Origin of the sequence: Caenibacillus caldisaponilyticus (assembly GCF_002003465.1) — a bacterium.
Taxonomy (GTDB): Bacteria; Bacillota; Bacilli; order Bacillales; family Sporolactobacillaceae; genus Caenibacillus; species Caenibacillus caldisaponilyticus.
The window spans coordinates 21,845-40,528 of record NZ_BDDQ01000009.1 but is presented as its reverse complement, the minus strand read 5'-3'; the positions used below and the strand labels follow the sequence as shown (position 1 = coordinate 40,528).

The following is an 18,684-nucleotide window of genomic DNA, read 5'->3' as shown; positions in this document are numbered from 1 at the left end:
CGTCATTCGCTTCCTTCGACCGAACAAAATAGTAGTGATGCATTTTGATGAGGGGAGACCGATTCACAGACTTCCGGAAGAGGCCAACCCCATTGCCTCATGGCAGCGATGAACGCCGCCGGCGGGCCGTTTGGCCATTCGGCAAGCGTTCATCCATGGCGGCTTGAAGCCGCAAACCGAATGAATAGGCAGCGCAACGGGCGGCGTTCAAACATAAGCCCGAACGGACGGCTCCGGAGGAGACGCCGCCTCATGGACTGGCTTTCGGCTTTTCGACCGCGTCCGGAGCGAGAAGCGCAGGCCGCACCGAAACGGATGGCGTAAAGGCCATCGGACGCGCGGAAGAGACATTCTTCCCGATCCATACTTTAGTCTGCGTTAAGTATATCAGAAACCGCGCTTTCTTTGGAGTGGCGCCGAATCTTCTGATGTTGATTTCGCCGCTTCATGAAATTTGTCGTGATCCCACAGCTATCAAGTAGGAAATTTTTTTGATGGAGAGGGGGATTCAATGAAAAACGAATTCTCAATTGCCCGGCCGCCCGTGTGATGAAACGACGCGGCATTAAGGGGGACTGGAAACGTTAAGCATTGGGGTTCCGCGCGCATCGCCTTTGATTCGGGTCCGGCATGCGTTCGGAATCGCCGGCCGCGCGGCTTGGTCCATCACGTAAAAAACCGCGGCGGTATCCCGCCGCGGTCCGTTGTCATATCGCCGGCCGGACAAAATCGAGTTTTTCATGATAGGCTTTTTGCTTGATCAGGCTGATGGTGCCCCCGCCGAGACAAACGTCTCCGTCATAAAAAACGACGGCTTGACCGGGGGTCACGGCTTTTTGCGGTTCTTTAAACAACACTTTGGCGCGGCCGCCGTCTTCCACCGTCACCGTCACGCGGCGATCGGGTTGGCGATAGCGGAATTTTGCCGTGCATTCAAAGGTTTTGCCGGGCGCCCCGTTGATCCAATTGACGTTTTCCGCCAGCAAGCCTTCGGAATACAACGCCTCATGATCGGCCGGCGCCACGTACAAAATGTTGTTTTCCAAGTCCTTGCCGCACACAAACCACGGTCCGCCGGGCCCGCCGATGCCGAGCCCTTGGCGTTGTCCGTTCGTATAGTACATCAGCCCGTCGTGCACGCCTTTATATTCGCCGTCAATGGTATAAATTTCGCCTTGCTGCGCCGGCAAATAACGGCTCAAAAATTCTTTAAAATTGCGCTCGCCGATGAAACAAATGCCCGTGCTGTCCTTTTTGTCGGCCGTTGCCAATCCGTACTCCTTGGCGATCCGCCGCACGTCGGTTTTCTTCAGATCCCCGAGCGGAAACAGCACTCTGGCCAATTGTTCTTCCGTCAGCTGGTTCAAAAAGTACGATTGGTCTTTCCCTTCGTCGGCCCCGCGCAACAGCCGGACGCGCCCGTCTTTGCGGTCGATCCGCGCATAATGGCCGGTGGCGACGTAATCGGCTCCGAGGGAAAAGGCGTGATCGAGAAACGCCTTGAATTTGATTTCTTTATTGCAGACGACATCGGGATTCGGCGTTCTCCCGGCCTTATATTCGTCGAGAAAATAAGTGAACACCTTATCCCAATATTCCTTTTCAAAATTCACCGCATAATAGGGAATGCCGATTTGGCCCGCGACGCGGGCGACGTCTTCAAAATCTTCCGTCGCCGTGCACACGCCGTTTTCATCGGTATCGTCCCAGTTTTTCATGAAGATGCCGACGACATCATACCCTTGTTGTTTTAAGAGGAGCGCCGCGACCGACGAATCCACGCCGCCCGACATCCCGACGACCACGCGAGCTTTGGCCATCCGGCCCACCTCCTTCGTTTCCTAATCTGGCATTTTTCTATATAACCAACCGATGGGCGGGGTGAAGATCCGCCCCGTGAACAAAACGCCATGATAGCGTTATGCTCCAGAGACCATCCGCCCCACGGTTTCGGCGATGATGTTCGCCGCTTTTTTGACTTGCTCTTCCGTATTATAAAGCCCGAAGCTCACGCGAATCGAGCTTTTTGCTTCTTCCGATTCCGCTCCGAACATCGCCGTCAACACATGGGAGGGGTCCACCGATCCCGCGGTGCACGCCGAGCCGCTTGAAACCGCGACGCCAGACAGATCGAGAGCGGTGAGGAGCGTCTCGACGTTCGTGCCCGGGAAAAAGAGATTGACAATATGCGCCAAGCCGCCGTCCGGATCGCCGTTGACGGCGAAGCGGACCCCTCTTTCCTCCAAGGTGGATAACAAGACGTCGCGGAGCGCGCGATAATGGCGGACGCGCTGCTCGCGCTCCGCGTCGGCGATTTCCAAAGCCTTTTGCAGGCCGACGATCCCGGGGACGTTATGCGTGCCCGCCCGCCGTTTGCGTTCCTGTTCGCCGCCATGTTGGTACGGGACGAGGCGGACGCCTTCGCGGACGTACAAAAAGCCGATGCCTTTCGGTCCGTTGATTTTATGGGCGGTCATCGACAAGAGATCGACGCCCAGCGTCCGCACGTCAATCGCCTCCGTGCCGAAGGCTTGAACCGCATCCGTATGGAAGAGCACATCGCGTCCCTTTAACAGCTCCGCGATGGCCGCGATCGGTTGGAGCGTGCCGACTTCGTTGTTGCCGTACATAATGGTGACAAGAATGGTGTCGTCGCGCAGCGCCCGGCGCAACGCTTCCACGTCCACACGCCCGGCGCGATCCACGTCCAGATAAGTAACTGTAAAACCTTGTTTTTCCAAGGCTCGGCACGTATTTAAAACGGCGTGATGCTCAACTTTCGTCGTAATGATGTGCCGGCCTTGCTCTTTTTTCGCGTACGCCGCGCCGATGATCGCCATGTTGTCGGATTCGGTCCCGCCGCTCGTAAAGACGATCTCTTTCGGGGACGCTCCGATGGAACGGGCGATCGCTTCCCGCGCTTCATCGACGAGGCGGCGGGCTTTCCTTCCAAAGCTATGGACGCTCGACGGATTGCCGAACGCTTCGCGATAGACCGAAACCATCCGGTCAATGACCTCGGGATGCGTCGGCGTCGTCGCGGCATGATCCAAATATATAGGTTCCATCATTTTTCACTTCCTCCACAACCGGTGGGATGTTCCAACCCATCTCCGTCACGATCGAGTCCAATGCCCCATCATGCAAATTTTAGTGAGAGGCCAACATCATCATATCCGTTCAGCGGCCGTTCTCTCTTTTTAATCACCGCTGGATGTTTTAAGGATCGGCACAACCCGTCCATATTTAATTTAAATATAAAACATTTCCGGATCCTGAACGTATTTGCCGCTCTCAAAATGGATGAGATCGGCCAGCGTCGTGCTTTCCAATACTTCCTTGACCGCATCGCGAATTTTGATCCACAGCTCCCGTTTCGCGGGATCGTCGTCGTCCATGATCTCGACCGGCTGGATCGGCCCTTCCAAAACGCGGATGATGTCCGCCGTCGTGATATCCTCGGGTTTGCGGGCCAACACGTAGCCGCCGTAAGCGCCTCGGATGCTGTTGACAAGGCCGGCGTTCCGGAGCGGTCCGATCAGTTGTTCCAAATAATGCTCGGATAAGCCGTTTTCATCGGCGATCGTTTTTAAAGATAAAGGTCCTTTACCGTAATGGTGGCCAAGGGCCATCATAATGGTGAGGCCGTATCGTCCCTTGGTTGAAATCTTCAAGAACAGCACCTCGCTCTGCCATCAATGCTAAGGAATGTTCGCTTCCGCCGCTCCCCTGCGCATAAGAAACCAAGCGTTTGACCACCCGACGGGAAGGCGGCAAAAACCTTCCGACCATCGTTCCGATGGTAAGAGCAAAAACAACGGTACCGAATGACACAGGGCCGCCCATGAGCCAACCGCACACGAGCGCGCCTGCCTCGAGCAGGCGGCGGATCGTCGCGATGCTCCATCCGGTCACTTCCGTCAAATAAAGCATGAGCGTATCCCTTGGTCCGGCGCCTTTGTCGGCGGCGATATAAAAGGCGATGCCGACGCCGTTCACCAATATGCCGGCGCCGAGCATGACCCAGCGCCCCGCCAGCGTGGCGGGCGTATCGATGACGGCCAAAAACGCGTCGATAAAAAGGCCGACGAGAACCATGTTCAACAGCGCGCCCGCTTGCGGCCAAGTCCGCGTCAAAAGACACGTCGACAAAATGATCACAAGTCCGACGATAATGGACCACGTGCCGATCGTCAAACCGAAATGTTTATATAATCCGATATGAAAGACGTCCCAGGGCGATGCGCCCAGGTTCGCACGGATCATGAGGGCGATCCCGCCCGACATGATCAACAAGCCGGTGAAAAAAAACGCTCCACGTCACCGCCCATTCGGCAGCGGACGACCGGCGGTTAAACGGTTTTTTCATCTGCATGCTCCACTCCGCTTCTCCAACTCGGCTCAACCGTCCTCAAGCTCCGGCGCATGGTGCAGAACGGGTCATGCGCCCGAGCCGATGAAGGCAAATGATTCCGTCCAATGACTTTTCCTGATTTTAAATAAACAATTATTATTATAACACGAATGACCGCCCCGGCGTAACGGATGGACACCCCTTTTCCGGCGCCTTTGGCCGCTTTCGGGAGCAAGCTGCCGCCTTCGTTCAAGCGCCTCGAACTTGCATTCTCTTCCCCGCTGTTGTATTTTTTCCAAAAGAAGGGGCGATGCCTATGGATCTTTTCGATTATTCAAGAGAAGCGCGCCGGACCGGGGCGCCGCTCGCCGACCGCATGCGGCCGCGCACCTTGGATGAATTCGTCGGCCAGGACCACATCGTCGGGGAAGGCCGCCTGCTCAGACGGGCGATCAAGGCCGACAAGCTGACGCCCATGATCTTCTTCGGGCCGCCGGGAACGGGAAAAACAACGCTCGCCAAGATCATCGCCGGGACGACGAGCGCCCATTTCCAACAGATCAACGCGGTAACCTCGGGCGTCGCAGACATCCGCAAAATCATCCAAGATGCCAAAGAACGCTTGAAATATGACGAACAAAGAACGGTCCTTTTCATCGATGAAATTCACCGGTTCAACAAAAGTCAACAAGACGCGCTTTTGCCCTTCGTCGAGGACGGAACAATCATTTTGATCGGAGCGACGACCGAGAGCCCGCTGTATGAGCTTAACGCCGCCCTCCTGTCCCGGGCCCGCTTATTCCGCTTCAAACCCCTCGACGACAAAGACATTCGTGCCATTCTCATGCAAGCTTTGAAAGATGAAGAAAGAGGATACGGGAATTACCCGATCGAAATCGATGAGGAAGCGCTCAATCACCTCGTCGACGTGGCCAACGGCGACGCCCGCACCGCTTTATCGGCATTGGAACTCGCCGTGTTGACGACCGATCCGGATGAGAACGGCAAGATCCATATCACATTGGAAGTCGCCGAGGAATCCATTCAGGAGCGCGTCCTCCAATACGACAAAGACGGCGACAACCATTATGATACGATCTCAGCCTTCATCAAAAGCATGCGCGGATCAGATCCGGATGCGACGCTTTACTGGCTGGCCAAAATGATCGCCGCCGGCGAGGATCCGCGCTTCATCGCCCGTCGGATATACGTCCACGCGGCCGAGGACGTCGGTTTGAGCGATCCAAACGCTTTGCTCATCGCGCAAGCCGCGGCGTACGCGGTCGAGTTCATCGGCATGCCGGAAGCGAGAATTCCGCTCGCCGAAGCGGCCTTGTATATCGCCACCGCGCCAAAATCCAACAGCGTGGTCATGGCCATCGACCAGGCGCTGGAAACCGTCCGCAACGAACGGACGGGGGAAGTGCCGCTGCACTTGCGCGATGCCCACCATAAAGGGGCCGCACGGCTCGGGCACGGCGTCGATTATAAATACCCGCACGACTATGAAGAAGGCTACGTCGCCCAAGACTATTTGCCGCCGTCCCTGCGGGGAAAAACCTTTTACCGGCCGTCGCCAAGAGGATACGAAAAAACCATTCAAAAGCGTTTGGATTACTGGTTGTCGCTAAAAAACAAGAGCGAAAAAAAATGAAAGATATATAGAAAATATTTTTAGCTTTGTATAAACCGCCTCATTTTTGTCAATGATTTTCCTATACAGCGCAAACTGGTAAGGAGAGGTCATTATGACAAAAGTGAGGCAAGATGCTTGGAGCCACGAAGATGACTTGTTGCTTGCGGAAACGGTCCTTCGCCACATCCGTGAAGGCTCGACGCAGCTGGAAGCCTTTGAAGAAGTCGGCGACAAACTCAATCGCACCGGGGCGGCCTGCGGATTTCGTTGGAATGCGATCGTCCGAAAAAAATATGAAAAAGCGATCGAACTTGCGAAAAAGCAGCGCAAAGAGCTGAAAAGAACCCAGCAAAGACGCCCGCGGGTCTATGCGGCCGCTGCGTCCGCACCGGTTCCGTCCGCAGGCGATCAAACGCTGACGTTAAACGACGTCATCGCCTTTCTACAAAACTTTCAAACTCATGACTTTAACGCCGACCAGCTGGCCAAAGAAAATGAGGCATTGAAAGCGAAGAACCGGGAATTGGAAGAGCAAGTTGCGAATTTGGAAAAAGAACTGAACAAATTGAAGAAGAACCATCAAACGATTGAAGAGGATTATCAAGCGTTGATCAACATCATGGACCGCGCCCGGCGCATGGTGATGCTGGAAGATGACAGCCCTCCGTCCGGTCCCACTTTTAAGATGGACAAAAACGGCAACCTGGAAAAATTGGCAAAATAAAAAAGAGGGTGTCTCAAAAGCCTAGCTTTTGAGGCGCCCTCTTTCCTTGTAAAAAAAATCGCCCCTTTTGGTATAATTAAAGTACCACCAATAACTAACCAAAGGAGCGATTTTTTATGAAACATGATCATATTTCCTTCATTGATTATAACATGGACCAACTCATTTTACCATTGGATTTGGAGATTAAAATTCCCCCAAACCATCTTTCTCGCCTTGTTCATCAGGTCGTCGAACAGATTGATGACAAGATTCTTTATCGTGTTTATCCCGGAGGGGGACGAGCAGCCTATCATCCCAAAATGATGTTAAAAGTGATCCTCTATGCCTACACCAAAGGCATTTATTCTTCACGCAAAATCGCTTCCCAACTCCAAGAAAATATTTACTTCATGTGGTTGGCGAATTATCAACAACCGGATTTTCGTACAATTAACCGTTTCCGTTCGGAAAGAATGAAGGATATCATTTATGAAACCTTCTTTTCCATCGTGGATCTCCTCCATCAACAAGGGCTCATCCAATTGGAAGAATACTTTTTAGACGGAACCAAAATCGAAGCCAACGCCAATAAATACACGTTTGTTTGGCGGAAAGCAACAGAAAAATTTGACGCTAAACTCGATGAAAAGTACCGAACGATCGTGGCCGGAATCGAGGCCATAACCAAGGAAGATGAAAAAATTGAAGTTGAATCAAGTTTACAAGAGAGGTTGGATAAAAATCCTGTCACTTCTGAACAAATTAAAGACACCCTTAGTGTCCTAGAAAAAAGGTTAGAGACGGAACCCAAAAACAAAGCGATCAAAAAAGCCAAACGCCAACTTGAAAAAGATCTCTTACCTCGCAAGCAAAAATATGAGGCACAAAAAGAAATCTTCAACGGTCGAAATAGCTACTCAAAGACCGATAAAGATGCCACCTTCATGCGAATGAAAGAAGACCACATGAAAAACGGTCAACTTAAACCGGGGTATAATGTTCAAATAGGTACGGAGAATCAGTTCATTGTTGGATTTAGTTTGCATCAACGAGCGGGTGATCCGGGATGCCTTCAACCTCATTTCGGCATTCTCGAATCTTATGGTAGGCCAAAACCAAAAGCGCTTATTGCGGATTCAGGGTATGGCAGTGAAGAAAATTATGCTTTCTGTGACAAGAAGGAGATTGAGGCTTTCGTTAAATATAATACGTTAGATAAGGAACAAACAAAGAAATGGAAAAACCAAGTCGGACGAGTCGAAAATATGACCTACGATGAAGAGTTGGATGAGTGGGTTTGTGCCAATAATAAGCGATTGACATTTGCATACGAAAAGAAGCAAAAAACGGATAATGGTTATATCACTAAAAAACGAACTTATCGCTGTTTAGATTGTCAAGGGTGCCCTTTCCAAGAGATTTGTGCGAAAGGTAAAGATACGAAAACCATTTCAGTTTCTTTAGAAAATCAACAGCAACGGAGAGAGGTTCGAGAACGTTTAGCCACAGAAGAGGGAGACAAGCTTTATCGTAGGCGAAAATGCGATGTCGAACCCGTTTTTGGACAAATCAAGTATAACCGAGGTTTCCATAGATTTTTATTAAGAGGCCTTTCCAAAACGACGGTGGAATGGGGTCTAATTTGTGTTGCCCATAACTTAACAAATGGGCAAACCAATTAAAACCGAAGGTTAAAAAAGAAGAAAACAATGATAAAAAGGTCGCATAAGAGGGGCCTTTTACCAGAAGGATACCCATAATTATCCATAAAATAAAATGATCAAGAGAAGAGCCGTCTCAAATCAGTCCCTCTTCAGGACTTTTGAGACGGCTTCTTTTTTTATATGAACCGATGACTGAAGACTTGGGAACAGCCTTGAGTCCCAGCAGTGCCGTATACGACCCGAGTTTTGAACCCGCCCTCGGCAGGTGGGTGCCCTGTTTCACCCTTTGTACGTCCGCTCTTCGGCGGCTTGCACGCCAGATGAAAACTTGCCAGGCTCCCTTTCATCAAGTTGTTCGGTCAAAACATGTGGCCTTTTACGAACACCTCAGGACTCGTTTTTACGTTATCTGCATCATAACACAAAATCTCAAAGGATTCAACAGGTCTATTATCAGAACATTCGGTTAAATATCCGTCGTTTCGAGATGCAGTTCTTTCAATTGCTTTTCGGTGACCGGAGCCGGCGCGTTTGTCAACAAACAGGAGGCATTCGCCGTTTTCGGGAAGGCGATGGTGTCGCGCAAACTCGTCCGGCCGGCGAGGATCATGACGATCCGATCGATGCCCAGCGCGATGCCGCCGTGCGGCGGTGCCCCATATTCCAAGGCTTCCATGAGAAATCCGAACTGCGCTTGGGCTTCTTCAGGCGAAAAGCCGAGCAGTTGAAACATTTTTTCTTGGAAATCGCGGCGGTGGATGCGCCGTGATCCGCTCCCCAATTCATAACCGTTCAAGACGAGATCGTACGCTTCCGCGCGCACGCGGCCCGGATCGGATTCCAGCAGGGGCAAATCTTCCTCCATCGGCATCGTAAACGGATGGTGTTCGGCGACGTACCTTCCTTCTTCCTCATCCCAGGCGAACAGCGGAAACTCGGTGATCCATAAAAAGTTCAGCTTGCTTTGGTCGATCAATCCCAGTTCCTTGCCGAGTTTCAAGCGCAGGGCGCCGAGGCTTTCGGCGACCACTTTCGGCTTGTCCGCCACAAACAGCAGCAAGTCGCCGTCCTTTGCCGCCAGTGCCGCTTTAAGTTTGTCTGCAACATCCGGAGCGAAAAATTTCGCAATCGGCCCTTTGAATTCGCCGCCTTCCACCTTCAGCCACGCGAGCCCTTTCGCGCCGTATTGCGCCGCGTACTCGGCGAGTTCATCGATTTGTTTCCGGGAATAGCGGGAGGCGGCGCCTTCAACGTTCAGCGCCTTGACTTGACCGCCGTTTTCGATCGCCGACGTGAACACTTTAAACCCGCTCTTCGCCACGACCGGCGACACGTCGATGAGCTCCATGCCGAAACGGGTATCGGGCTTGTCGCTGCCGTATCGGGCCATCGCTTCCGCGTACGTCAGCCGGGGGAACGGCGTTTGCAATTCAACGCCTTTGGTCGCCTTTACGACGTGCGCCATCATCTCTTCAATGGTCGCAAACAACGCTTCGCGCTCGAAGAAAGACACTTCGATATCGATTTGCGTAAATTCCGGCTGGCGGTCGGCGCGCAAATCTTCATCCCGGAAACACCGAACCACCTGATAATATTTTTCCAAACCCCCGATCATCAAGAGCTGCTTGAAAATTTGCGGGGATTGCGGGAGCGCGTAAAACGAACCCGGATGAACCCGGCTCGGCACGAGATAGTCCCGCGCACCCTCCGGCGTGCTGCGCGTCAGCATCGGCGTCTCGATCTCGTAAAATTCGCGGGCGTCCAGAAAGTCGCGAATCGCTTTGACCGCTTTATGGCGCAGCTTCAACGTCTCTTGTATGACGGGCCGGCGCAAATCCAAGTAACGGTATTTCAAACGGATTTCTTCGGACGCGTCGGTATCATCGGCAATCGCAAACGGCGGCGTCTTCGACTCATTGATGATGCGGATCGAAGACGCGGCGACCTCAATGCGGCCGGTTTTTATTTTTTCATTGACCGCTCCTTCCGCGCGGCGGACGACTTCGCCCTCGATTTCCAAGACGTATTCGCTGCGCACCCGATCGGCGACTTCCAACGCTTCTTTTGAAAGTTCCGGATTAAAAACGACTTGAACGATCCCTGTGCGGTCGCGCAAATCGATAAAAATCAATCCGCCGAGATCGCGGCGCCGCGCCACCCAACCTTGCAACGTGACGCGTTCGCCGACGTGTTCCTCGGTCAATCTTCCGCAATAAATCGTTCTCGGCATGCTCTCATACCTCCGTGTTGGTCTTCAAGTAATCGGGCAACTGCGTGATGGAAACCTCTTCCTGATTCCCCGTCGCCATATTTTTGACATTGATGACGCCCCGGGCGAGCTCATCGTCGCCGAGGACGGCGACAAAGCGGGCCCCGTAGCGGTCGGCCTGTTTGAATTGGCCTTTGGGTTTCCGCCCCATGTAGTCCTTGTCGGCACTTAAGCCGGCGCTCCGAAGATCTTGGAGAATCTCGGCGGCTCGGTCCTCCGCCGCTTCCCCGATGGCGACGACGAAGCAATCGAGCGACGGGCTTTCTTCCATCGCGATGCCTTCGGCTTCCATGGCGAGCAACACGCGTTCAAAACTGAGGCCGAACCCGATGCCCGGCACCTTCGGACCGCCGAATTCCTCGACAAGACCGCCGTAGCGGCCGCCGCCGCACAGCGTCGTGATCGCTCCGAAGTCGGCGCCCATGATCTCAAAGGTAGTGTGGTGGTAATAATCCAGGCCGCGCACAAGCGTCGGATCGACTTCGTATTCGATGCCCATCCGGTCGAGCGCCGCTTTCACCTTTTCAAAAAAGGCGCGCGACGGCTCATTCAAATAATCGAGAATCGAAGGCGCGCTCGCCATCAAAACATGTTCGCGGTCGACTTTGCAATCGAGGATGCGCAGCGGATTGCGTTCCAAACGGTTTTGACAGTCTTCGCAAAACTCGTGGATCGCCGGCTGAAAATGGGCGATGAGTGCCTTTTTGTAATCCTTCCGGCTTTCCGGATCGCCGAGGCTGTTGATGACGAGCTTCAAGCGTTTTAAACCGATCCTTTTGTAAAACGTCAGCGCCAGGGCGATGACCTCGGCGTCAAGATTCGGATCATCGGAACCGATCGCTTCGACGCCGAACTGCGTAAATTGGCGCGTGCGGCCCGCCTGCGGACGTTCGTAGCGGAACATCGGGCCCATGTAAAACAATTTCACCGGCTGATCGGGCAGGCCGTGCATTTTATTTTCAATGAACGAGCGGACGACCGGAGCCGTTCCTTCCGGCCTGAGCGTCAAGCTGCGGCCCGCGCGATCCAAAAACGTGTACATTTCTTTTTGGACGATGTCGGTCGTCTCGCCGACCCCCCTTTGAAACAAGTCGGTCGACTCAAACATCGGCGTGCGGATTTCCGAATAATTGTACAGGCGGCAGACGTCGCGCGCCGTCTCTTCCATCAACCGCCACACCGGTATATCTTTCGGCAGGACATCCCTCGTGCCCCGCGGGATTTGAATGGGCATGTTGTCATGACCTCCTCTTGATCTCATGATCGGCTTTTGACAAAATGGCTCGGAAACTTGGCCAGCGAATGAAGCCGGGAACAGGCCGGGTGCCTTCAGGCGCGAAAACAGGCCTCCGGGAGTTGAAGCGGCTCGAACGGAACGGTACGACTTAGCAGCAAACAAGCCGACCTTCGCGCCGCCCAAAATAAAAAAACCCTTGTCCGATCGGATCAAGGGACGAGGTTACCCGTGGTGCCACCCTCATTGGAAAGCCGGACAACGCCTTTGGCTTTCCCGCTTCATCCATTAACGCCAGATGCGGTCTTCCCTAATGGACGGGTAAACGGCGAGGCCGTCGTTCGGGAAGACACCTCGGAAGGGTCTTTCATCGGCCGCTTTCGGAGAAACGCTTCCAGCCTACGACGTTTCCTCTCTGTCCGCGCGCTTCCGATTACTCTTCTTCGTCATCGGTATTTGCTCTATTCAGGCCTTGTACGCCGGCTCATAGGCTGGTTCGGGATGGGCTCCCGTCCGCCAAGCCGCTCGGACAGACCGCATGAATCGACCCATCGGATGCGATCCGCTGGCCGGCAAAAATCTTGTAACTATGATAAGGAGTCTTGGCGATTTTGTCAAGAAAAGTTCGTTATCCCCTTTGCTGCTTCTTCAATTCCGCGACGAGTTCGCGCGCGAACAGGCCGGGATCCGCCTTGGCATCGTCTGTTAAAGGATTCACGCCGCTCAAAGGCGCGTCGCCCGTCCACTCGCCCGCCGCATATCGCTTGTCAAGGGATTTGGGCGCAAGCCGCATGGTGTAGGGGCTCCTTTCACGTAATGTTCCCTTTATTTTGCCCCTCCATGCGGAATTTTAAACTCACGGCTTGCTTTCAACGATGATCGTTACCGGCCCGTCGTTGACAAGCGCCACGTCCATCATCGCCCCGAAAACCCCGGTCTCGACATGAAGCCCCTTTTCTCTCAGCCGTTCGTTAAAACGCTCGTAAAGCGGTTCGGCTTTTTCCGGCCGGGCCGCCTCCATAAAATTGGGACGGCGCCCTTTTGAGACGTCCCCGTAAAGCGTAAATTGGGAAACCGACAGAATCGCGCCGCCGACGTCGGCGACGGAATGATTCATTTTTCCGCTCTCATCTTCAAAGATGCGAAGGCCGTAAATTTTGTCGGCCACATAATCCACCGCCCGCTCATCGTCATCGTTTTTGATGCCGACGAGGAGCAATAAACCCTGGCCGATTTCGCCGACGACGGCGCCGTCGACGGTGACGCTCGCGCTTTTGACTCGTTGTACGACAACTCTCATGCCATCACCCCACTGATTTCAACATCGACCGATTCCATCTTTCACGCGTCCATCACGCGCCGGACGGTGTAAATATCGGCGATCCGCTTGATCCGTTCGACGACCCGGACGAGATGATTGACGTTATGAATGGCAATGGTCATGTGAATGACCGCCAATTTATTCTTATCCGCTTTTCCCGAGACGGCGTTGATTTGCGTCTTCGTTTCCGAGACCGCTTGAAGCACTTCATTCAACAGCCCGCTGCGGTCGAAGCCCGTGATTTCAATGTCGACGTTGTACTGCTTGGATTCTTGGTTTTCCCCTTCCCACATCACTTCAAGCAGGCGCTCTTTTGAATAGAGCTGTTTGATGTTGGGGCAATTCGTCCGATGTATGGAAACGCCGCGTCCCTTGGTGATGTAACCGACGATCTCGTCGCCCGGAACGGGATTGCAACATTTCGACAGGCGGATCAAAACGTTGTCTACGCCTTTAACCTTCACGCCGTAATCGGTTTTGCGGCGCGTATTGAACGTCTTGACGTCCGGCAAAGTGCGCAGGATGGCCTCGGCGCTTTCCACTTTTTCTTTGCGAAATTTTTCCGTCAAGCGCGTGACGACTTGTCTCGCGGTAATGCCGTTGTAGCCGACCGCGGCGTACATTTCATCTTCATTGGAAAAATTGAATTTTTTCGCGACCTGAGCGATGTTGTCCTCGGTCAAAACGTCTTTCGGATCGTAGCCCTGGGCCTTCAGCTCTTTTTCAATCTGTTCGCGGCCTTTGACGACGTTTTCTTCGCGGCGCTGTCTTTTATACCACTGGCGGATTTTGTTCTTCGCATGGGAGCTCGCCGCGATCTTCAGCCAGTCTTGACTCGGCCCGTAGGAATGCTTCGACGTCATGATTTCGACGATATCGCCGGTTTTCAATCGATAGTCCAGCGGCACGATCTTGCCGTTCACCTTGGCGCCGATCGTCCGGTTGCCGATTTCCGTATGGATGCGGTAGGCAAAATCGATCGGAACCGAGCCCGCCGGCAATTCGATGACGTCGCCCTTCGGCGTGAAGACGAACACCATATCCGAGAACAGATCGGCCTTCAACGATTCCATGAATTCCTTGGCGTTGGACGTTTCGTTTTGCCATTCCAAGATTTGCCTGAACCAGGTCAGCTTGTTTTCGAACTTGTCTTTGACGTTGCGCGTTTTCCCTTCCTTGTACGCCCAGTGGGCGGCGATCCCGTATTCGGCCACTTTATGCATTTCTTCCGTACGGATTTGGACTTCAAGCGGTTCGCCTTTCGGACCGACGACCGTCGTGTGCAGCGACTGATACATGTTGGCCTTCGGCATCGCGATATAGTCCTTGAACCGGCCGGGCATCGGCTTCCAATGCGTGTGAATGATGCCCAATACCGCATAACAATCCTTAATGCTTTTTACAATAATGCGCACGGCCAAAAGATCATATATTTCATTGAACTGCTTTTTTTGATGGACCATTTTATGGTAAATGCTGTAGATATGTTTCGGCCGTCCGTAGATTTCGGCTTCGATGTTGACCTCTTTAAGCAGCTTGCGGATGGTTTCGATCGCTTCGGCGATGTATTCTTCACGCTCTTTCCGCTTCCGCTTCATCAAATTGACGATCCGGTAATAAGCTTGGGGATTTAAAAAACGGAGCGCGATGTCTTCCAGCTCCCATTTGATCGTGGAAATGCCGAGGCGGTTGGCGAGCGGCGCAAAGATTTCCAACGTTTCGTTCGCCTTTTGGACTTGTTTGTCCGGCGGCATGTATTTCAGCGTCCGCATATTGTGAAGGCGGTCGGCGAGCTTGATCAAGACGCAGCGAATATCCTGGGCCATCGCGACGAACATTTTTCGATGGTTTTCCGCTTGTTGTTCTTCCTTCGACGTATATTCGAAATGGCGGAGCTTGGTGACCCCGTCGACGAGCGACGCGACTTCTTCGCCGAATTCATTTTTTATATCCTCGAGCGTCACCGCCGTATCCTCGACGACGTCATGAAGTAAACCACCGATGATCGTCGTGGCATCCATTTCCAAATCGACAAGAATCCCCGCGACCTCCACGGGATGTACGATATAGGGTTCTCCCGATTTTCGATATTGGCCTTCATGGGCCCGTTTGGCATACTCGTAGGCCCTTTCGATTTGGCGGATATCCGACTCATTGAGATACCGGCCGGCCTTTTCTTTTAATTGATCAAAATTCATACCGTCCATCACCTTATCAGACAAGCGGGGTATTGATTTTATTATCCTGAATTCGTGCGCATATGTAAAGCATTTGGCGATAATTGTCGAATAAAAACGAAAATCATTGCGGCGGTTCATCCTCGGCGTGCTGCATCGACCGCGCCAACCTTCGATAGGCCGAAAATAATGAAAAATAGATATAGTTATAAAAAGAGCACCCGAACGGGAGCTCTTTCATTTAATATTGCATCAAAGTGAAAATGTCGTAGTCTTTCAGCTTCTCGCGGCCATTCAAATACGTCAATTCGATCAAAAAGGCAAGGCCCACAACGATCCCGCCCAGCTTTTCGACGAGCTGGATGCTCGCGTCGATCGTGCCGCCTGTCGCCAATAAATCGTCGACGATGATGACTCTTTGTCCGGGCTGAATGGCGTCTTTGTGAATCGTGAGCGCCTCATTGCCGTATTCCAATCCGTATTCGACCTTGATCACTTCGCGCGGCAATTTCCCGTTTTTGCGAACGGGGACGAAGCCGAGTTCCAAGGCGTGGGCAACCGGGCAACCGACGATAAATCCGCGCGCTTCCGGTCCAACGATGACGTCGGCATCTTTTTCGCGGACATAGGCGACGATCTCGTCGATCGCCGATTTATAGGCCGCCCCGTTCTGCATGAGCGGCGTGATATCTTTGAAAGAAATCCCTTCTTTCGGGAAATTTTCAACGATTTTTATATAATCCTTAAAATTCATTTTACAAAATGGCCTCCTTAGCGTGCATCTTTTCCGCATAAATTCGGTGAAACCATTCCCGGAGCGCGGCTCGCCCGGAATAACAGAACGTCTCTTCCGCCTCGATGCGCTCTTGTCGCGCCCGGTAGACGGCAGACGCCGAAAGCGGTTTTTTCTCCGGGCGATCGACAAAGGTCAAAAACCCGCTTTCTATTTTAACAAACTCTAAGTCGGAAAACACGCGCCAGATAAAAAGCGCCGTTTCCGGATGCCATCCCCGCCATTTCGCCAAATCGTCGGTCGCCCGGACGATCGAGACCCGCCGTTTATTATAAATATACGCATAGGCCGTTTTGAACTGCTCGCGATTCGGAAGCGCTTCAAAAAAGCGCCCTTCCGGATTGTAAAAAACCGCATAAATGCGTTCGGGAAAAGGAAGACGTTTTAAAAACTCGGCGAGATCGGCGGCTTTGTCCGGCACGTCCAGAAAAACGAAAAAGGGGCGAGCTTCCGCAAGCGCGGCATCGACGCGCTCACTATGGACCATTTCGTGTTGAAAGGCCGAAAACGGGGACGCCGTTCGGGTTTCTTCACGAAAATATACAAGCAGGCGCCGATTCTGCGGAATGTGTTCAAGGCGCTCGGCAAACGCATCGGTGCGGCGCCAATCAAAGAGTTGCCATTCGTCGATTTTGACGTCGTCAATGAAGATTTGCGGTTTTCGATAACCGTTCCAATCGTTGATCGACAACGCCCCGACAACGGTGACCGCCGCATCCGGATCGATATGGTAATAGAGTTCGCCTTTTTTAAAAGCAACCCCTTCCAGAATGGCATCGCCGTCTTTGATGACCATTTTTAAATGGTTTTTGTCCGAGCCGATCTGCTTGATTTCGGCCAGCGCCGATCCCCGCACGGCAATGCGCGGCTTCGGGTTGCCGACGCCAAAGGGCGCAAGCCGTTCAAGCGTTTCCAAAAGCGAAACCGTCACTTCGCCGATGCTTGCGCAAAGATCCACGCGCAACACCGGTTGGAAATCCGCTTCGGACAGCATATCATCCGCATAGGCGTTCAAACGGGCGGAGAGCTCCGGAATGTCGTCGGCAGAGAGCGTCATCCCCGCCGCCATTTCGTGGCCGCCGAAACGGATCAGGAGATCGCGGCACCGCGACAGCGCTTTATAAATATCAAAACCATCGATGCTGCGCGCCGATCCCTTCGCGAGGCCGGTTTCCGGATCGATCGACAAAATGATCGTCGGGCGGTAAAACGTCTCAACGATACGGGAAGCGGCGATGCCGACCACCCCTTCATGCCAGTTTTCCCGGGCAATGACGAGCACTTTTTTTTTCCTCTTCCGGGAAACGTTCAACCTCCGCGCAAGCTTCGGCGGCGATTTGGTCGACGACGGCCTTGCGCTCGCGATTGTAATCGTCCAATTGTTCGGCCAGCGCGTCGGCCGGCGCTTCGGAATCGGCGAGCAATAATTCCACCGCCGGGCGGGCATCATCCATCCTTCCGGCGGCATTGATGCGCGGACCGATGCCGAACCCGATGTCATCGGCCGTGAGATCCTGCTTTAAGATGCCGGCCACTTTCATCAAGGCGCGCAGGCCCGGGCGCGGAGCGGCCGCCAAAGCGGCTAGCCCCTTCGCCGCGATCAACCGATTTTCATCTACGAGCGGAACGAGGTCGCAAATCGTGCCGACCGCCGCCAGATCAAGGAGCGCCTCCGGCGCCCGGCCGGAAAGCGCATGGATCACTTTAAAAGCGACGCCTGCGCCGGCGAGCGATTTAAAGGGATAGGGACAACCCGGCTTTTTCGGATTGACGATCGCATAAGCGTCCGGGAGTTCGGGCGGCGGTTCGTGGTGGTCGGTGACGATGTAATCGAGGCCGAGATGCCGGGCGGCCTCCGCCGCTTCAATCGCGGCAATGCCCGTGTCGACGGTCACCACAAGGCTGTAGCGTTCCTTCCGCGCCTTTTCCAACGCGGGCACGTTTGGCCCATATCCTTCATCAAAGCGGTTGGGCACATAATAATCGGCTTCGGCCCCGAGCGCCCTGAGGCCGAGGAGCATGATCGCGGTGGCGCTGACGCCGTCGGCATCGTAGTCGCCGAACACAAGGATTTTTTCATGCCCTAGAATCGCTTGTTTCAAGCGGCGTACGACGTCGTCCATGCCGTCGAGAAGAAACGGATCATGAAAGTCGTTTTTATCGATATAGATGAAGCGTTCCGCCGCCTCCACGGTCGTGATGCCCCGGGCGATCAACAGCCGGGCGATGAGCGGCGGGATATTCAAGTTCTCAGCGAGCGCACGGGCCGCCCGTTCATCTTGTTGTTCAAACTTCCATCTCGTCTCGGGATACAGCAACTCATTCACCTTCTTCGTCAACCGTCCGCATCCTGGCAGCCAACGCCACAGGTGCCCGCGCGAGCCTCGGCGCGGTTGAATGCGGGACAAAGGCATGGGCATGCGGCGCGCGCATGCCCGTCAAGTCTCTTGAATACAGTTGTGTCCGGCGTTGAAAGACGCTGAGCCTCCCATCGCGCTATTCGTTTGATGACCGAATGGAAAGCGCGTTT

14 protein-coding genes, 1 other RNA gene, 1 pseudogene and 1 other annotated feature are annotated in these 18,684 nt (G+C 53.5%); of the genes and pseudogenes, 3 read left to right on the top strand and 13 right to left on the bottom strand.

Translation table 11 applies throughout. From position 1 onward, the window contains the following. Positions 1-707 precede the first annotated feature (707 nt). The 4 genes from mnmA to CCB157_RS03925 form a co-directional block, all read right to left on the bottom strand. Positions 708-1,820, bottom strand: coding sequence for a tRNA 2-thiouridine(34) synthase MnmA (mnmA, locus tag CCB157_RS03940; RefSeq protein WP_077614629.1), 1,113 nt, complete (start codon positions 1,818-1,820; stop codon positions 708-710). 99 nt (positions 1,821-1,919) lie between these two features. Next, entirely contained in the window at positions 1,920-3,068 is a 1,149-nt protein-coding gene (locus tag CCB157_RS03935; RefSeq protein ID WP_077614683.1) for a cysteine desulfurase family protein, read from the bottom strand. Positions 3,069-3,251: 183 nt separating this feature from the next. After that, on the bottom strand, positions 3,252-3,674 hold the full coding sequence (cymR, locus tag CCB157_RS03930; RefSeq protein WP_077614628.1) for a cysteine metabolism transcriptional regulator CymR: 423 nt from the start codon (positions 3,672-3,674) through the stop codon (positions 3,252-3,254). After that, positions 3,607-4,266 (bottom strand): YczE/YyaS/YitT family protein, encoded by a 660-nt coding sequence (locus CCB157_RS03925; RefSeq protein WP_238594587.1) that lies wholly within the window; start codon positions 4,264-4,266, stop codon positions 3,607-3,609. The genes cymR and CCB157_RS03925 overlap by 68 nt, the downstream gene beginning before the upstream one ends. A gap of 404 nt (positions 4,267-4,670) precedes the next feature. Here CCB157_RS03925 and CCB157_RS03915 point away from each other — a divergent pair, with 404 nt between their 5' ends. The 3 genes and pseudogenes from CCB157_RS03915 (at position 4,671) to CCB157_RS03905 (ending at position 8,425) form a co-directional block, all read left to right on the top strand. Beyond that, positions 4,671-6,008 (top strand): AAA family ATPase, encoded by a 1,338-nt coding sequence (locus tag CCB157_RS03915; protein WP_077614625.1) that lies wholly within the window; start codon positions 4,671-4,673, stop codon positions 6,006-6,008. Between the two features lie 94 nt (positions 6,009-6,102). Continuing rightward, positions 6,103-6,714 (top strand): RsfA family transcriptional regulator, encoded by a 612-nt coding sequence (locus CCB157_RS03910; RefSeq protein WP_077614624.1) that lies wholly within the window; start codon positions 6,103-6,105, stop codon positions 6,712-6,714. Positions 6,715-6,830: 116 nt separating this feature from the next. Continuing rightward, positions 6,831-8,425: pseudogene (locus CCB157_RS03905) on the top strand (IS1182 family transposase). A gap of 147 nt (positions 8,426-8,572) precedes the next feature. Here the strand turns inward: CCB157_RS03905 and ssrS are convergent. From ssrS to CCB157_RS17935, 9 genes are all read right to left on the bottom strand, one after another. Then, positions 8,573-8,757, bottom strand: a non-coding RNA gene (gene ssrS, locus CCB157_RS03900) — 6S RNA. A 69-nt stretch (positions 8,758-8,826) separates the two neighbouring features. Continuing rightward, positions 8,827-10,590: an aspartate--tRNA ligase gene (aspS, locus tag CCB157_RS03895; RefSeq protein ID WP_077614622.1), complete on the bottom strand. Its 1,764-nt coding sequence runs from the start codon at positions 10,588-10,590 to the stop codon at positions 8,827-8,829. Positions 10,591-10,594: 4 nt separating this feature from the next. Continuing rightward, on the bottom strand, positions 10,595-11,863 hold the full coding sequence (hisS, locus tag CCB157_RS03890; protein ID WP_077614621.1) for a histidine--tRNA ligase: 1,269 nt from the start codon (positions 11,861-11,863) through the stop codon (positions 10,595-10,597). Between the two features lie 212 nt (positions 11,864-12,075). Further along, positions 12,076-12,322 (bottom strand) — a binding site (T-box leader). A gap of 169 nt (positions 12,323-12,491) precedes the next feature. Next, positions 12,492-12,656 (bottom strand): hypothetical protein, encoded by a 165-nt coding sequence (locus CCB157_RS17525; RefSeq protein ID WP_158077191.1) that lies wholly within the window; start codon positions 12,654-12,656, stop codon positions 12,492-12,494. Between the two features lie 63 nt (positions 12,657-12,719). Further along, positions 12,720-13,163: a D-aminoacyl-tRNA deacylase gene (dtd, locus tag CCB157_RS03885; RefSeq protein ID WP_077614620.1), complete on the bottom strand. Its 444-nt coding sequence runs from the start codon at positions 13,161-13,163 to the stop codon at positions 12,720-12,722. Positions 13,164-13,204: 41 nt separating this feature from the next. Then, positions 13,205-15,382, bottom strand: coding sequence for a RelA/SpoT family protein (locus tag CCB157_RS03880; RefSeq protein ID WP_077614619.1), 2,178 nt, complete (start codon positions 15,380-15,382; stop codon positions 13,205-13,207). A gap of 220 nt (positions 15,383-15,602) precedes the next feature. Then, positions 15,603-16,115, bottom strand: coding sequence for an adenine phosphoribosyltransferase (locus CCB157_RS03875; RefSeq protein WP_077614618.1), 513 nt, complete (start codon positions 16,113-16,115; stop codon positions 15,603-15,605). A gap of 1 nt (position 16,116) precedes the next feature. Next, positions 16,117-17,436, bottom strand: a complete 1,320-nt coding sequence (locus CCB157_RS17940) for a single-stranded-DNA-specific exonuclease C-terminal domain-containing protein (RefSeq protein WP_238594586.1) — start codon at positions 17,434-17,436, stop codon at positions 16,117-16,119. Continuing rightward, positions 17,405-18,493, bottom strand: a complete 1,089-nt coding sequence (locus CCB157_RS17935; RefSeq protein ID WP_238594585.1) for a single-stranded-DNA-specific exonuclease RecJ — start codon at positions 18,491-18,493, stop codon at positions 17,405-17,407. Before CCB157_RS17935 ends, CCB157_RS17940 begins: the two co-directional genes overlap by 32 nt. Positions 18,494-18,684 lie beyond the last annotated feature (191 nt).

Bases quoted from the DNA above. Each gene is read 5' to 3' on its own strand.
- mnmA (WP_077614629.1), bottom strand. From the start codon at position 1,820: ATGGCCAAAGCTCGCGTGGTCGTCGGGATGTCGGGCGGCGTGGATTCG.
- CCB157_RS03935 (WP_077614683.1), bottom strand. From the start codon at position 3,068: ATGGAACCTATATATTTGGATCATGCCGCGACGACGCCGACGCATCCC.
- CCB157_RS03925 (WP_238594587.1), bottom strand. From the start codon at position 4,266: ATGATCCGTGCGAACCTGGGCGCATCGCCCTGGGACGTCTTTCATATC.
- CCB157_RS03915 (WP_077614625.1), top strand. From the start codon at position 4,671: ATGGATCTTTTCGATTATTCAAGAGAAGCGCGCCGGACCGGGGCGCCG.
- CCB157_RS03910 (WP_077614624.1), top strand. From the start codon at position 6,103: ATGACAAAAGTGAGGCAAGATGCTTGGAGCCACGAAGATGACTTGTTG.
- aspS (WP_077614622.1), bottom strand. From the start codon at position 10,590: ATGCCGAGAACGATTTATTGCGGAAGATTGACCGAGGAACACGTCGGC.
- hisS (WP_077614621.1), bottom strand. From the start codon at position 11,863: ATGCCCATTCAAATCCCGCGGGGCACGAGGGATGTCCTGCCGAAAGAT.
- CCB157_RS17525 (WP_158077191.1), bottom strand. From the start codon at position 12,656: ATGCGGCTTGCGCCCAAATCCCTTGACAAGCGATATGCGGCGGGCGAG.
- dtd (WP_077614620.1), bottom strand. From the start codon at position 13,163: ATGAGAGTTGTCGTACAACGAGTCAAAAGCGCGAGCGTCACCGTCGAC.
- CCB157_RS03880 (WP_077614619.1), bottom strand. From the start codon at position 15,382: ATGAATTTTGATCAATTAAAAGAAAAGGCCGGCCGGTATCTCAATGAG.
- CCB157_RS03875 (WP_077614618.1), bottom strand. From the start codon at position 16,115: ATGAATTTTAAGGATTATATAAAAATCGTTGAAAATTTCCCGAAAGAA.